Origin of the sequence: Paenibacillus sp. SSG-1 (assembly GCF_002224835.1) — a bacterium.
GTDB lineage: Bacteria > Bacillota > Bacilli > Paenibacillales > Paenibacillaceae > Paenibacillus_AQ > Paenibacillus_AQ favisporus.
The window spans coordinates 553,158-565,815 of sequence record NZ_MBRK01000001.1; the positions used below are offsets into that span (position 1 = coordinate 553,158).

Sequence of the window (12,658 nt, forward strand, 5' to 3'; positions counted from 1 at the left end):
GCCTAAGGCGCGCTTTTCTGCTATGACGCTAATCATCCAGCCACAGAACATTTCGGTGAAGTCGAAGTCATTATAGGGGACCCCGAGAAGCCAATTCATAAGCTTAACTTTGGGTACACCCTCCTTTTTTAAGATTATAGAATTTATAAATCTCAGCGAAGCTGAACCATTCTATAATCGCAAGAAAAACTTCCGCTAAACGCGGTCTGTCTTCTTGGAAGGTACGTCGATAGACGTTTTTCTTATGCAAAATAATGCCCTTCTTCGAGATCGGCGATTAGTCCGGGCTGCACCGGTTTCCAGTCCAGAAGCTCCCGTGTTGCTTGACTCGCCTGCGCAGTGTTGAACACGCCTGCGATGTCGAATGCCGCAATGGGGCCAAGAAAGCCGAAATGGGCGGCAGCTTCTTCAGGTGTAATGCTGACCGTCGGCACGTTCAATTGCTGCCCGATGACCTCGGCGATCTCGCGGAACGGAATGCCTACATCGCCGACTGCAACCATCTGTGAGCCCGTCGGGGCGGATTCCAGCGCCAGACGGTACAGAACCGCCGCATCCAGGCGATGAACCGCCGGCCAGCGGTTCGTTCCATCGCCGATGTAGGCGGAGAACCCCTTCTCCCGGGCGATGTTGATCAGCTTCGGCACGAATGCCCTATCTCCTTCGCCGTGCACGGTCGGTGCAAGCGTGACGATGGATGCCCGAATACCCCGCTCTGCCATGGCGAGCACTGCATCGTCCACGGTATGTCCATTTTCATGAGGGTGACCAGTGGTAATGAACGGCTTCCCGGAGCCTTCGAGCGCCGCTCCAATGGCTTGGACAGCCCGCAAATCCAGAGCCAGCGCACCTTCAAAGTTGGAAAAATCGTTGGTGGGTGAACTGAACGCCAGATGAATCACACCGTCCGCTGCCGCGGCGGCGCTGCTTAGCGTATCGAGATCGTCCAGCGTGCCGTACAGCGCTTCAGCTCCCGCCGCCTTTAATCCTGCAGCTTTCTCCTCAGAACGACAAAGACCCGTTACGGTATGCCCCGCGCCGATCAGTTCCCGGACGACCGCAGAACCGACAAACCCTGTTGCTCCTGTAACAAAAACATGCATGATGATATCCTCCTTCATAGGTTGACTGTTTGATCGTGTTAAGCATAAACTATGAAGCGAACTCTAGGGCAAGCGGTCCAAAGGAGAAATGATGATGAGAATTCAGGAACTGGCGGACAAGATGGGATTAACGATCCATACGATCCGCTTTTATGAAAAGGAAGGCTTGTTGGATGATCGACATGTCCGGCGAGAAAGCAACAATTACCGAAACTATTCTGAAGAGGCTGTCGAGCGGTTGGGGCTCATCAAGAAGTTCCAGTCCATCGGCTGTTCGCTGGCCGAACTGAAGGAAGCTTTGCAGGAATGCGACACCAATATGAGTACCAATCTAGAGATTATAGATTGGATTCGCGGTAAGAAAAAGGAGATCGAAAGTAAGAGGGAAGAATACGATCAAATGCTGGACACCCTTAACAAGATGCTGGAGTACAAGACTCTACTCATGGACGATCCGCAAAAAGCTCAAGAGATTCAGAGGACTTGGTATACCGGCTCATCCGTAAATAAAAAGCGCGCCCCAGGCGCACTTTTCTGATGTTTCTCTGGAAACCAACCGATTCGCAACCATGTTGGTGCTTGCTATTTTGTTGAGACGCTGAGTCATGTCAGAGTAATACAGTCAGCCCAGCATGCCGATCAGAACAATGCCGCCAAAAATAACGACGGAGCACAGCATCCGCCGCAATCCCTGCTGCTCCTTCAGAAGGAGGACGCCGAGGAAAGTGGCGAAGATGGTGCCGATTTCACGCAGCGGGCTGATATGGGCCATCGGCGCCTGGGACATGGCGAACAGGAATAGCAGATAAGATCCCGGATTTAAAATCGCCCCAAGCAGCAGCGTAGTTTTGTTGGCCTTCCATTCCTCAACAATTTTTCGAGAGGCGATCACGGCCGGGGTTAGACCGAGCACAAATCCGATGTTGGTCACCTCCAGCAGCGCGATCGGAGAGACATGCTCCAGATTCAGCTTGTCGACGAAGACGTAGCAGGTGGTACACAGCCCGACGCACAAAGCCATAAGCACGGGCTTCAAGCCTTGGGCCTGCTGCCCGCCGCTGCGGCTGTTGGAGCCGATGCCGCTCAGCACGGCGAATCCGCCGAGCATGCAGAGGATGCCGAGCCAGCCGAAGACGGACAGCGATTCGTTCAGAAAAAGGACGCCGATCACAGGGACGAGCAGCGTGCTGGTGCCCCGCATGATCGGATAGATTTGCGACAGGTCGCCCAGCTCATAGGTTTTCGACAAGAGCCAGGAATAGACGGCCTGAAGAAGCATCGACAGCAGGAGCAGGCCGTAGGAAGCGGCGTTCATCGGATTTTTCCAGAGCTCAGTGATCAGCACCGGAAGCAGCAGAATCGTCGCGACCATCATGATTGACCACAGAAAGACGCTTTTGCTGCGGCTCCGCTTGGTGAACATGCTCCACACGGCATGGGCCATGCCGGAAGCAATCACAAGAACTATCGGTAATAACAAAATGAGTCAGCCCCTTGATTGTTTAGTTGGTTTCTTGGGTATCGGGTTCATGAATCGGCTGTTCCAGAGCGGCGGACCCGTCCTCCAGCCGGAGCCAGGTATCGAAGTCCTTCTCGCCAAGGGACAGGCGGATGACGCGGGCACCCCGCATAAATCCTTCTTTGCCGTATGTGTTGCAGCCGGTGGCCCGCCCGTAACTCAGGCGGACGCCGTGCAGCGTTCCGCTGTAATCGTTGATATGATCGTGTCCGCAGAACGTACCGATGACGTCGCCCATTTCGACCAGTGCCGCAAACAATCCGGAGTTGACCGGAGGGCTGCAGACCCGTTCGTATTTATGGCCATAGCAGACTTGGGTGTCCCATACTTCCTGATATTCGGGAATCGGGATATGGAAGAATGCCAGCGCAGGCAGCTTCTCCGCCTGCCCGCTCGGATTCAGCCTGGCGGATTCAGCGGCGAGCCAGTTGATTTGGTCCCGCTGGATCCAGTTGTAGCCGGGAACCTGCTCGAGGCTCGAATAATCCCCGGAATCGAGGAAATACAGGTTGGCGGCCGGACGCCCTTCCGCGTCAACTAGCTCCAGCGTGTAATTGCCCGACCCGCTCAAGTCCGCCGGACCGGGCTCTGTTACCGTGTGCCGGTGCTCCAGCACAGTCTGCATCAGTTCGTCCCGGCTGATCCGGTTTTCCGTATCATGATTGCCGAAGACGACCGCCCACGGAATGCCGCGTTCTTCCATGGCAGCGACCGCATCACGGAAGGCTTCCCGGGGATGCTCGCATTCTTTTTTTCCCGGGGACACGGGTCCGGTATAAATGACGTCTCCGGTGATAACGACCAAATCCGGTTTCTCAGCATCCATGACCCGTTCCATGATCTCGCGTGTGTGCTGGTCCTCAGGTCTGCCGTCCATCCAATGCAAATCGGTAAACTGTACAATCGTAAAGGTGCCGTCCTTTCGAAAAGACAAGCTCTTGCTCATCTCACGTGTCCCCCTCGTCATTTTACGTTGATTTAACAAACCACACATATCAATGTTGCATTGTGTGTGTTTATGTGGTTTTAGTTGATTTTAGTCCTGGTGAAGGCTGCTGTCAATTGATTTTTTTGAAGTTTGACATTCCTCTCCATCGCCAACTACACTTATAAGAAACAACAACAAAACACATGTAAGCGATGAAAAACCACATGTGTCCAATACTAAGCCTTTGGTATAAAGGAGGATTTCGATATGTCCTTAACCTATGAGGAGCGGCGGGAGACCATTCTCGGCCAATTGGGGATGGAAGGGAAAGTCCGCGTGCACGTGCTGGCGGAGATGTTTGGCGTTTCGACAGAGACGATCCGCAGGGACCTCGACCGCCTGGAGAAGGAAGGCAAGCTTCGGAAAGTTTACGGCGGCGCGGTCCGGGTCCGTTCCGGCTTCACGGAGCCGACGTTTACGAACCGTTCCCTGATGCACCGCAGCGAAAAGCAGGAGATCGGCAAACTGGCTGCGTCCCTGATTGAAGACGGGGAGACAGTGCTTCTGGACAACGGCACCACGACACTGGAAATTATGCGGAATGTGATGGAGCGCCCCCAGGTCACGGTCATCACCAACTCCGTGCCGATATTAAACCTTGCCCTTGAGGGGTTCCGGGGGAAAATCGTGTTTGCTGGGGGCGAGATCAATCCGGAGCATCAGGCGGCTACGGGGATGATCAGCCATGAGCTGCTCGATCGCTTCAAAGTGAATAAGGCGTTTATTTCGGCAGGGGGTATATCGCTGACTGATGGGATCACCGATTATCATCTTGAAGAAGCGCTCCTGTCCCGCAAAATGATCGAGCGTACGGAAGAGGCCATTCTCGTCGCGGACCATTCCAAGTTCGGGGTCACCACCTTCGCCCAGATCGCACCGCTTACGCAGATCTCGATGGTCGTCACCGATGCAGGCTGCTCCAGGGAATGGATCGACGCCCTGAAGCAGCTGGACATTGAAATCATTTCGGGAGAGGCCCGGCTCTAAGAGGACTCTAAGTGGCGGGTTCCTCCGCGGAACTGCCTTTAAATAAAGGCGCGATCCGGTCGATGCGGTTCGTCCAGATGCCGCCGCTGTAGTGGGCCGGCAGCCGCTTTATGTCTTCGGGGCTGTCAAAACCGGATGAGAAATCGCTGCCGTCGCCGCCGACGACAATGACCCGCGTGTCAGCCTTGTCCATCCGGTTCAGGAAGCGGTTTGGCCATCCCCACAGGAGCGGGGCGATTTTCTCGGGAATATGCAGCTCCGTATGCTTGCAGGCTGAAGGCATATACCCCGTCCATCCCGCGGCCAGATAAGGAATCAGGCAGCGCTTCATCGTGGCGATGGACATGACGCGGGCTTCGGGAAGCTTTGCTTGGAGAGCCGCAACCGGCTCATCCCCGCCATAGAAGGCGAGCTGCTTCAGCCGCTGTTCGGGCAGCGCCGACATCGCATCCGCCAGCCGGGTGCCTTCCTTTGGATCACTGCTTTTCATATGAATCAGAAAAGACCGGTCCGGAAATTGCTTCAGCACCTCATCCAGCGTCGGCATAAGCCCGACGCCTTTTCCACGGAACGGATACGTTTGTCCGCCGTCGGCGGTATAACCGTAGCCGATATCAACCTTTTTCAGCTCGGCCATCGTGTAATCCGTCGTCATGCCTTTCACATTGGTACGGCAGTCCAGTGTCCAGTCATGGAACACGGCGATCTGATCGTCTTTCGTCAGCTTGATATCGAGTTCCACCATATCGGCACCGGCCTGAAATGCGGCTTCCATGGACGGAAGCGTATTTTCCAGATAGGGGTGCTCGGGGGGATAAATCCGTTCCGCGGTACAGGTGTCGTTCGTGATTCCCTCCATCGTAAAGGTTTGGGCCAATCCGCGATGGGCGAGCAGAAAAGGGGAACCATCCCGGGGCTTGGCCAGCAGGGAGGTGTTATTCAGATAAATAAAAACAAGCAATAGTGCTAAAATCATAAAGGTTTTGCTTCGTACGATCCGCTTCAGCCGTTTCACCTTCCGATTCCCTCCCACACGGCATCCAGCTGCCGTTCAATCGATCCGTATATCCCGTCTTCATTCATCTTGGAGGAGAGCGTTATCAGCGTTTGGAAGAACAGTCCGACCACCACTCCTGCGCTTAGCTCGGGGTCTGACAGCCGCTGCTGCGGATCTTGTTCTCCGGCATCCACCATCACCCGGCGCAGTGCATTTTTGAAATTCGAAATGTTGGTTAATTCGCTGCCTGATACGATTTCAGCTTTGATCGTTTCCATCAAGGTCAGCCGCAGAAGCTCCTCATGCTGCATATAAATGTGCAGCAGGTCGCGCAGGATTCGCAAAACGCGCTGCTTCAAGGGACCATCCTGATGACGCGCGACGATGTCGTCCATCAGGCCGGCGTACGAATCGGCTACATACAGAAGCACATGCTCTTTTTTGGGGAAATAGTTAAAAAAGGTTCCTTTCGCGATTCCGCACGCGGCGGCAATCTCCTCCACGGTGACGTTGTCGTAGCCCTTTTCCTTAAACATTTGAATGGCATTGCGGGTAATGTTTTCCCGGGTGCTCTTCTTCTTCTGGTCTCTCAGCAAACCGTTCACCTCACTTTTAAAAAATGACCCCGGTCATAAATGACTGTGGTCATTATATGGCATAAACCGGCTTATGCGCAAGTCCATGCGCATATAAACAGACCTTTTGGCGCATGGTAATAAAAATGAACGATTTTCTGCAAGGCAGTTGATCGTTTTAAAGCACCCGAACCAGTTTATAACTTACATGAAAAACAATCCAAATGAGGAAAGGAGGTCAGGGATATGGGGAAATTTGCCGTTAAATTGGTAGCTCATTTGGTTGTGATCACGGCGATGCTGTTGGTACTCTCAACGGCAACGATCTGGGGGGCATTGGCCACGGCGCTGGCGATCGGCGTCATTTCCTATTTGGTCGGCGACCTGCTGATTCTCCGCGCTTCCCAGAACAATATCGTTTCCACGCTGTGCGATGCTGTTCTGGTTTTTCTCATGCTTTGGGCGGTGCGTGCATCGAATCTGTGGTCCTTGTCGTATACGGATATGCTGGTTATCACCATCGTGGCGGGGATTTTCGAATACTTCTACCACATGTGGCTGCTGAGCGACGACCGTTCGGCCAGAAGGCAGCGGGCCTAATGAGCTTTTCTGCTTTACCTTTAATTGAAATTGAATAGATGAATAGATGAATAGACGGAACCCTAAGACCCTCTGCCAACAGGCAGAGGGTCTTCTTTTAGCGGTTCTGCTTCAGCTCGGCAAGCCCGATCAGGAACATGAGTACGCCGATAAGAAGCGGGGAGAGCAGGGTGCAGTACAGCAGCGTCTCGTATTCACCGGTCAAATTCATATTGTAAAAAAATATATTCCTGAAGAAGAAGTAACCCATCGGCGCACTGAAAAAAATGAACACAAACGATAATGCGAACCATGCCGTCGACCTTTTCACAGATGTATCATCCCTTCCTGTATCTATTCTCCTTTTTACCATTATTTACATAGATTGTCATCCGAAATATCCACATCGTCTTGGACGGATCCGAAAGAAAGCCGATAAATGCAGTGCTGGAAATCGATAGTATTCATTTTTGCACAAACCGGACTTCCAGGAATTGAACTGTCATTCGCAGCAGGGCCATAGGTATAATCGAGTCACAAGGAACGACATATTTCGTCAATGACAGGAGGGATGCCGGAATGCTTGATGAACGCAGTACCGAAATACTGAAGCTGCTGGTGCAGACGGACGATTACGTGACGCTGGATGAACTGACGCAGAGGCTCGGCATCTCCCGAAGAACCGTGTATTACGATATGAACAAAATCAATGACTGGTTGGAGACTTTGGAGCTGCCCCCTGTTGAGTACGTGCGCACGGCCGGTTATTCGCTGCCGGAGGCCAGCCGCCGGGGGATCCCGGATACGGCAGGAGCAGAGAGCTCTGCGGCCCAGCAGTATTATTTGTCCCAGCGAGAGCGGCTTGCCTGGATCGCGATCCGGCTGCTCACGGCAAAGAGTCCCGTCTTTATCCACCGACTAACCGAGCTGCTCCAAGTCAGCCGGGGGACGGTGCTGAAGGATTTGAATGCGGTCCGCGCGCAGCTGGAGGCGGCCGGCCTCGAGGTGGTGTATGACCGGAAGCGGGGCTACGAAGTGCACGGCGAAGAGGCAAGGATCAGGAGAGAGCTGACCCGCTGCTGCGATCAGCTTGCCGGCAGCGTCAGCTGGGAGCAGGCGGTCAGCCGTACGGGCTACTGGGGAGAGCAGGATCCGCTGCGGGACATCATGCCGGAGAATACGGACGAAGGCATCCGGCGTCAGATCTACCGGTTGATCGCGGCCAGCGAGCGGATGCTGAACGTGGAGCTCACCGACGAGATGCTCTTTCATTTGACCACCCGATTTTTGCTGTTTATCCGCCGGATCCAGTCCGGCCGGGTGATCCGCGTGGATGAGGACGAGCGGGAAGTGCTTCGGCAGACACCCGAATATGACGCGGCTTCCCGAATTGCGGACGGCCTTGGCCGCTTGTTTGGCAGCCCGGTACCGGAAGGAGAAAACGCTTACCTTACGATGCATCTGCTTGGGGCAAGGGCGAACCGGATGGAGCAGCTGACAGGCTCGGATGAAATTATAGGACGCCTGCGGGACGCGGCCCGGGAGATGACGGATGCGTTCCAGCGCAGCGCCTGCGTCTGGCTTGGCGGCCGGGAAGCCGTGGAGGAGGACCTGCTGGTTCACCTGAAGCCGGCGTATTACCGGATCATATACGGTTTGGAGCTGGTCAATCCTCTTCTGGAGGACATCCGCAGTAAATACGGCGATTTATTTGAGCTCACCCGGCGCTCGGCATATGCCTTCGAGGAGCTGGTCGGCCGGAAGCTGAGCGACGTCGAGATCAGCTATCTGGCCATGCATTTCGGCGGATGGCTGCGCCGGGAGGAAGTGGAGCCGGCGGCCCGGCGGAGGGCGGCGATCGTCTGCGTGAACGGGATCTCGGCATCGAGAATGCTGAAGGCCCAGCTGGAGGGGCTTTTCTCCACTCTGGACATTATCGCGATGCTTTCCCTGCGGGAATATGAGCAGTTCCAGGAGCGGGTCGATTTAATTTTCTCAACAGTCCCGCTGCCGGACAGCAGAGTGCCCGTTTATGTCGTCCGTTCGATCCTCAGCGACAAGGACAAAGAGAATCTGCTCGGCAGGGTGAACAAGGCGGGCGGCAGAGGCCAAAGGACACAGGCGAGCTCAGTGCAGGCACTGCTCGATATCGTCCGTAAGCACGCCGACGTGACCGACGAAGCGGGCCTCGCCGACGAGCTCGGCCGCTACCTGTCCGGCGGCCGGAGCAAAGTGTGGCTGGGCGAGCGGCCCAAGCCTTCCCTGGCTGAGCTGCTGCCCGCGCCGATGATCCGCCTGCAGCGGGAGAGTGCGAGCTGGCGCGAAGCGATCCGGGAAGCAGCCCAGCCGCTGCTGGCGGAAGAATACATCGACGAAGGCTACATCGACGCTATGATCGGCAAAGTGGAGTCCCTCGGCCCATACATTGTGGTCGCGCCCGGAATCGCCATCGCGCACGGCCGGCCAGAGGATGGTGTGAAGCGGCTGGGGATGAGCCTTCTGCAATTAGAGCGGCCCGTGGCTTTTTCCGGGGAAGCGCGCCATCAGGTGAAGGTTGTTCTAGTGCTGGCGGCCATCGACGGAGAGTCGCATCTAAAGGCATTGTCCGAGCTGACGGGCATGCTGAAGGACGCAGCCGGCCTGAACCGGCTGAAGGAGGCGCATACGAAGGAGCAGATTCTGAAGCAGATCGGGACGGCTTCAAGTTCCGGCTAAACTATCCGAACGGGAGAGATGAACATGAAATTTCTTGAACCTCCGCTCATTGCGCTGGATGCGGAAGCGGCATCCGCCGAGGAGGCAATCCGGCTGGCAGGTGCGCTGCTGACGGAGGCGGGTGCTGCGGAAGCACGCTACGCCGACGCAATGGTAGATTCCTACCGGGAGAGGGGCCCGTATTTCGTCCTTGCCCCGAGTATTGCCCTGCCGCACGCCCGGGCGCAGGACGGCGTGATTGAGGCTGCGGTGTCTTTTGTCCGGCTGAAGGAACCGGTGGTCTTCGGCCACAGCGCCAACGATCCGGTGCAGCTGGTATTCGCCCTTGGCGGGTCCGACAGCGGCGAGCATATCGCCCTGCTGCGCCAGCTGACGACGCTGCTGAGCAGTCCGGCGCATCTGGAACAGTTCAAACAGGCGGCCGATGTGGAAGCTATCCAACAAATCATTAGGGGGAATGAGCAATGAAAGTATTATGCGTATGTGGTTTGGGACAAGGAACGAGTCTGATTCTTCGGATGAACGTGGAAAATGTGCTGAGTGCGATGGGCGTCAGCGCCGACGTGGAGCATACGGATGTCTCCACGGCTTCGGGTACGGCGGCCGACTATATTATCACTAGCCAAGAGCTGGCGCAAAGCCTGGAGGGCCATTCCGCCCGGATCATCGTCGTCAATAACTACTTCGACAATGACGAAATCAAGCAAAAGCTGGAGGAAGCCTTGTAAGCCCTATCTTGACCTAACCGAGGAGGTGTCCATCCATGGACGTGCTTTATTGGATCGCAACCAATATTTTCGGAACACCTGCCATACTGCTCGGCTTCATCGTTCTGGTCGGCCTTATGCTTCAGAAAAAATCGACCAGCCAGCTGGTGAGCGGGACGTTCAAGGCGATCATCGGCTTCCTCATCATCGGAGCGGGTTCGGACGTCATCGTGAACGCGCTGAACGTGTTCGAACCGATGTGGAAGGAAGTGTTCGGCCTGAAGACCAGCTCGCTCGGCAGCTTCATGGGCCAGGAAGCCTTCAACGCCAAATTCGGCAGCGCCGTCACGCTGGCCATGCTGGTCGGCTTCCTGATCAACGTGGCGCTGGCCCGGTTTACCCGGTTCAAATACATTTACCTGACCGGACACATGATGTTCTGGACCTCGACGATCTTTGCGGGCGTCATCGTCCATGCGGCAGGCACCGGCGTTCCGGTATGGAAACTCGTGATCGTCATCGCCGTCATTCTGGGCCTGTACTGGACCTTCCAGCCGGCCCTGGTTCAGCCGTTCCTGAGAAAGGTTACCGGGAATGACAACATCGCTCTGGGCCATACCTCAGCCTCCGTCGCCCTGCTGGCCGCGCTGCTGGGCAAGGTGCTCGGTAACAAAAAGAACGATTCCGAAAAGATCAAAGTGCCGAAGGGATTCGAATTTCTTCGCGACTCCAACGTGATTACGGCGCTCAGCATGGGCGTGCTCTTCCTGATCGGAGCGATCATTCTGTCGACCAAAGGGACTCCCGAGGCTGCTGCCCTGATCGCCAAGGCAGGAGACCAGAACTTTATCATTTATTCCATTATCCAGTCATTTACGTTCGCCGGCGGCATTGCTATCGTGCTGATGGGGGTGCGGATGTTTGTCGGCGAGCTCGTGCCGGCCTTTAACGGGATTGCGACCAAACTGGTGCCCGGAGCCAAACCGGCGCTGGATGCCCCGGTCGTGTATCCTTACGCGCCGAACGCCGTTGTGCTCGGTTTCCTCGGCGCCTTCGCCGGAGCCATCATCTGGCTGCTCGTGCTCGGCAGCACGGTGTCCTACATTTTTGTACCGACGATGATCGTGCTGTTCTTCCACGGGGCGACGGCCGGCGTATTCGGCAACTCGACGGGCGGCGTGCGCGGCGCGGTAATCGGGGGCTTCGTAACATCGACGATTGTAGCCTGGGGGCAGTTTGTCATGGTAAGCTTCCTGATCTCTTCAACCGTGCCGGACACGGCCATGTGGGCCGCTGACTCGGATATGTTCATCATCGGTCCGATTCTGCACTTTATTGCCAAGCTGCTCTTTTAAAATGGATATTTGAAACCGGCCAAACGGAAGACGGCGAGCGGTCGGGGCGCCGTCTTTCCTGGGCCATAGCGGGTCTTGTATGCAGCCGGATCTTACCAATGACACCAATCACTCACCAAGAATGGAGGAGGAACGATTATGGGCTTTATTCGCACACTTCACGGGGACATTGATCCGAAGGAGCTCGGGTTTACGTACTCCCATGAGCATATCGTATGCCGCCCGGCCTATTGGCAGGAGCGGGGCGAAGACGATCTGCTGCTGGACGACAAGGAGAAGTCGAAGCTGGATGTGCTGGATTTCAAACGGTACGGCGGGCAGTCGATCGTGGATGCAACGGCGGTCGACTATGGCCGGGATATTCATGCCGTAGAGGAGATCGCCCGCGAGACGGGCATCCGGATTGTCGGGACGGCCGGATTCAACAAAAGCTTTTTGTGGGACGCGGGCATCAAGGAAGAGCTGAAGCCCCTTATCGGGCCCTATGATACTTACGCCCAGTGGATTGAGGCGAAGACGATCAACGAGCTGGCCGATTTCGTCATTCGCGAGGTCGAGGAAGGGCTGGAAGGGACGCCGTTCAAGGCAGGCCAGGTCAAGTTCGGAACGGGCTACAACCGGATCACGCCGCTGGAGGAAAAGACGCTGCGGGCCGTGGCAAGGGCGCATCACGAAACGAAAGCCCCCGTCCACTCCCATACGGAGGTCGGCACGATGGCGCTGGAACAAATTGAGCTCTTGAGAAGCGAAGGCGTAAACCTGTCTTATTTGAGCCTCGGACACATGGACCGGAATCCGGATCCGTATTACCACGAGCAAATCGCCGCAACCGGCGCTTTCCTTAGCTTCGACGGCATCGGCAAGATCAAATACGCGCCTGAAAGCACGCGGATCGCGCTGATTCTGAATCTCGTCCGCAAAGGGTACGAAGACCAAATCCTGATCAGCGGGGACACGGCCCGCAAAACCTACTACAAGCATTACGATCATGGACTGGGGCTGGAATATATCATTGCCAAATGGGTGCCCCGATTCATCGACGAGGCGGATCAAGCAGGACTTGACGGCAAAAAGCTGATCGAGAAGTTTTTTGTCTCCAACCCGGCCCGCTGCTTTACATTCAAAAAGTAAGG

The 12,658-nt window shown here is 55.7% G+C and carries 14 protein-coding genes; 8 read left to right on the forward strand and 6 right to left on the reverse strand.

What is annotated here, in order from left to right; translation table 11 throughout:
- Positions 1 to 242: 242 nt before the first annotated feature.
- Entirely contained in the window at positions 243 to 1,103 is an 861-nt protein-coding gene (locus BCV73_RS02740; RefSeq protein WP_089545865.1) for an SDR family oxidoreductase, read from the reverse strand.
- 94 nt (positions 1,104 to 1,197) lie between these two features.
- Between BCV73_RS02740 and BCV73_RS02745 the strand changes: the two genes are divergently transcribed.
- Positions 1,198 to 1,641 (forward strand): MerR family transcriptional regulator, encoded by a 444-nt coding sequence (locus tag BCV73_RS02745; protein ID WP_240913246.1) that lies wholly within the window; start codon positions 1,198 to 1,200, stop codon positions 1,639 to 1,641.
- Between the two features lie 84 nt (positions 1,642 to 1,725).
- Here the strand turns inward: BCV73_RS02745 and BCV73_RS02750 are convergent, their stop codons facing one another.
- Both BCV73_RS02750 and BCV73_RS02755 read right to left on the reverse strand, forming a co-directional pair.
- Complete coding sequence (locus BCV73_RS02750) at positions 1,726 to 2,583, reverse strand: DMT family transporter (protein ID WP_318671798.1); 858 nt, start codon at positions 2,581 to 2,583, stop codon at positions 1,726 to 1,728.
- 22 nt (positions 2,584 to 2,605) lie between these two features.
- The gene (locus tag BCV73_RS02755) at positions 2,606 to 3,568 is read right to left on the reverse strand and encodes a metallophosphoesterase family protein (protein WP_089545868.1); all 963 of its coding nucleotides are present in this window, start codon (positions 3,566 to 3,568) and stop codon (positions 2,606 to 2,608) included.
- Positions 3,569 to 3,817: 249 nt separating this feature from the next.
- Between BCV73_RS02755 and BCV73_RS02760 the strand changes: the two genes are divergently transcribed.
- Positions 3,818 to 4,597 carry a DeoR/GlpR family DNA-binding transcription regulator gene (locus BCV73_RS02760; protein ID WP_089545869.1) on the forward strand — a complete coding sequence of 260 codons (780 nt, stop codon included), beginning with the start codon at positions 3,818 to 3,820 and terminating at the stop codon, positions 4,595 to 4,597.
- 7 nt (positions 4,598 to 4,604) lie between these two features.
- On the opposite strand, the gene BCV73_RS02765 is transcribed toward BCV73_RS02760, so the two are convergent.
- Both BCV73_RS02765 and BCV73_RS02770 read right to left on the reverse strand, forming a co-directional pair.
- Entirely contained in the window at positions 4,605 to 5,573 is a 969-nt protein-coding gene (locus BCV73_RS02765) for a glycerophosphodiester phosphodiesterase family protein (RefSeq protein WP_481855829.1), read from the reverse strand.
- 35 nt (positions 5,574 to 5,608) lie between these two features.
- Positions 5,609 to 6,190 (reverse strand): TetR/AcrR family transcriptional regulator, encoded by a 582-nt coding sequence (locus tag BCV73_RS02770; protein WP_089545871.1) that lies wholly within the window; start codon positions 6,188 to 6,190, stop codon positions 5,609 to 5,611.
- A 225-nt stretch (positions 6,191 to 6,415) separates the two neighbouring features.
- Here BCV73_RS02770 and BCV73_RS02775 point away from each other — a divergent pair, with 225 nt between their 5' ends.
- A complete protein-coding gene (locus tag BCV73_RS02775; RefSeq protein WP_076170396.1) occupies positions 6,416 to 6,769 on the forward strand; it encodes a DUF2512 family protein in 354 nt (117 codons plus the stop codon).
- Positions 6,770 to 6,866: 97 nt separating this feature from the next.
- On the opposite strand, the gene BCV73_RS02780 is transcribed toward BCV73_RS02775, so the two are convergent.
- The gene (locus BCV73_RS02780) at positions 6,867 to 7,079 is read right to left on the reverse strand and encodes a hypothetical protein (protein WP_089545872.1); all 213 of its coding nucleotides are present in this window, start codon (positions 7,077 to 7,079) and stop codon (positions 6,867 to 6,869) included.
- 248 nt (positions 7,080 to 7,327) lie between these two features.
- Here BCV73_RS02780 and BCV73_RS02785 point away from each other — a divergent pair, with 248 nt between their 5' ends.
- From BCV73_RS02785 to BCV73_RS02805, 5 genes are all read left to right on the forward strand, one after another.
- Positions 7,328 to 9,463, forward strand: a complete 2,136-nt coding sequence (locus BCV73_RS02785) for a BglG family transcription antiterminator (protein ID WP_256992722.1) — start codon at positions 7,328 to 7,330, stop codon at positions 9,461 to 9,463.
- 24 nt (positions 9,464 to 9,487) lie between these two features.
- Positions 9,488 to 9,931 (forward strand): PTS sugar transporter subunit IIA, encoded by a 444-nt coding sequence (locus BCV73_RS02790; protein ID WP_076170394.1) that lies wholly within the window; start codon positions 9,488 to 9,490, stop codon positions 9,929 to 9,931.
- Complete coding sequence (locus BCV73_RS02795) at positions 9,928 to 10,191, forward strand: PTS sugar transporter subunit IIB (protein WP_089545873.1); 264 nt, start codon at positions 9,928 to 9,930, stop codon at positions 10,189 to 10,191. Before BCV73_RS02790 ends, BCV73_RS02795 begins: the two co-directional genes overlap by 4 nt.
- Positions 10,192 to 10,226: 35 nt before the next feature.
- Positions 10,227 to 11,525 (forward strand): PTS ascorbate transporter subunit IIC, encoded by a 1,299-nt coding sequence (locus BCV73_RS02800; RefSeq protein WP_089545874.1) that lies wholly within the window; start codon positions 10,227 to 10,229, stop codon positions 11,523 to 11,525.
- Between the two features lie 138 nt (positions 11,526 to 11,663).
- Positions 11,664 to 12,656: a phosphotriesterase family protein gene (locus BCV73_RS02805; protein ID WP_089545875.1), complete on the forward strand. Its 993-nt coding sequence runs from the start codon at positions 11,664 to 11,666 to the stop codon at positions 12,654 to 12,656.
- The last annotated feature ends 2 nt before the right edge of the window (positions 12,657 to 12,658 follow it).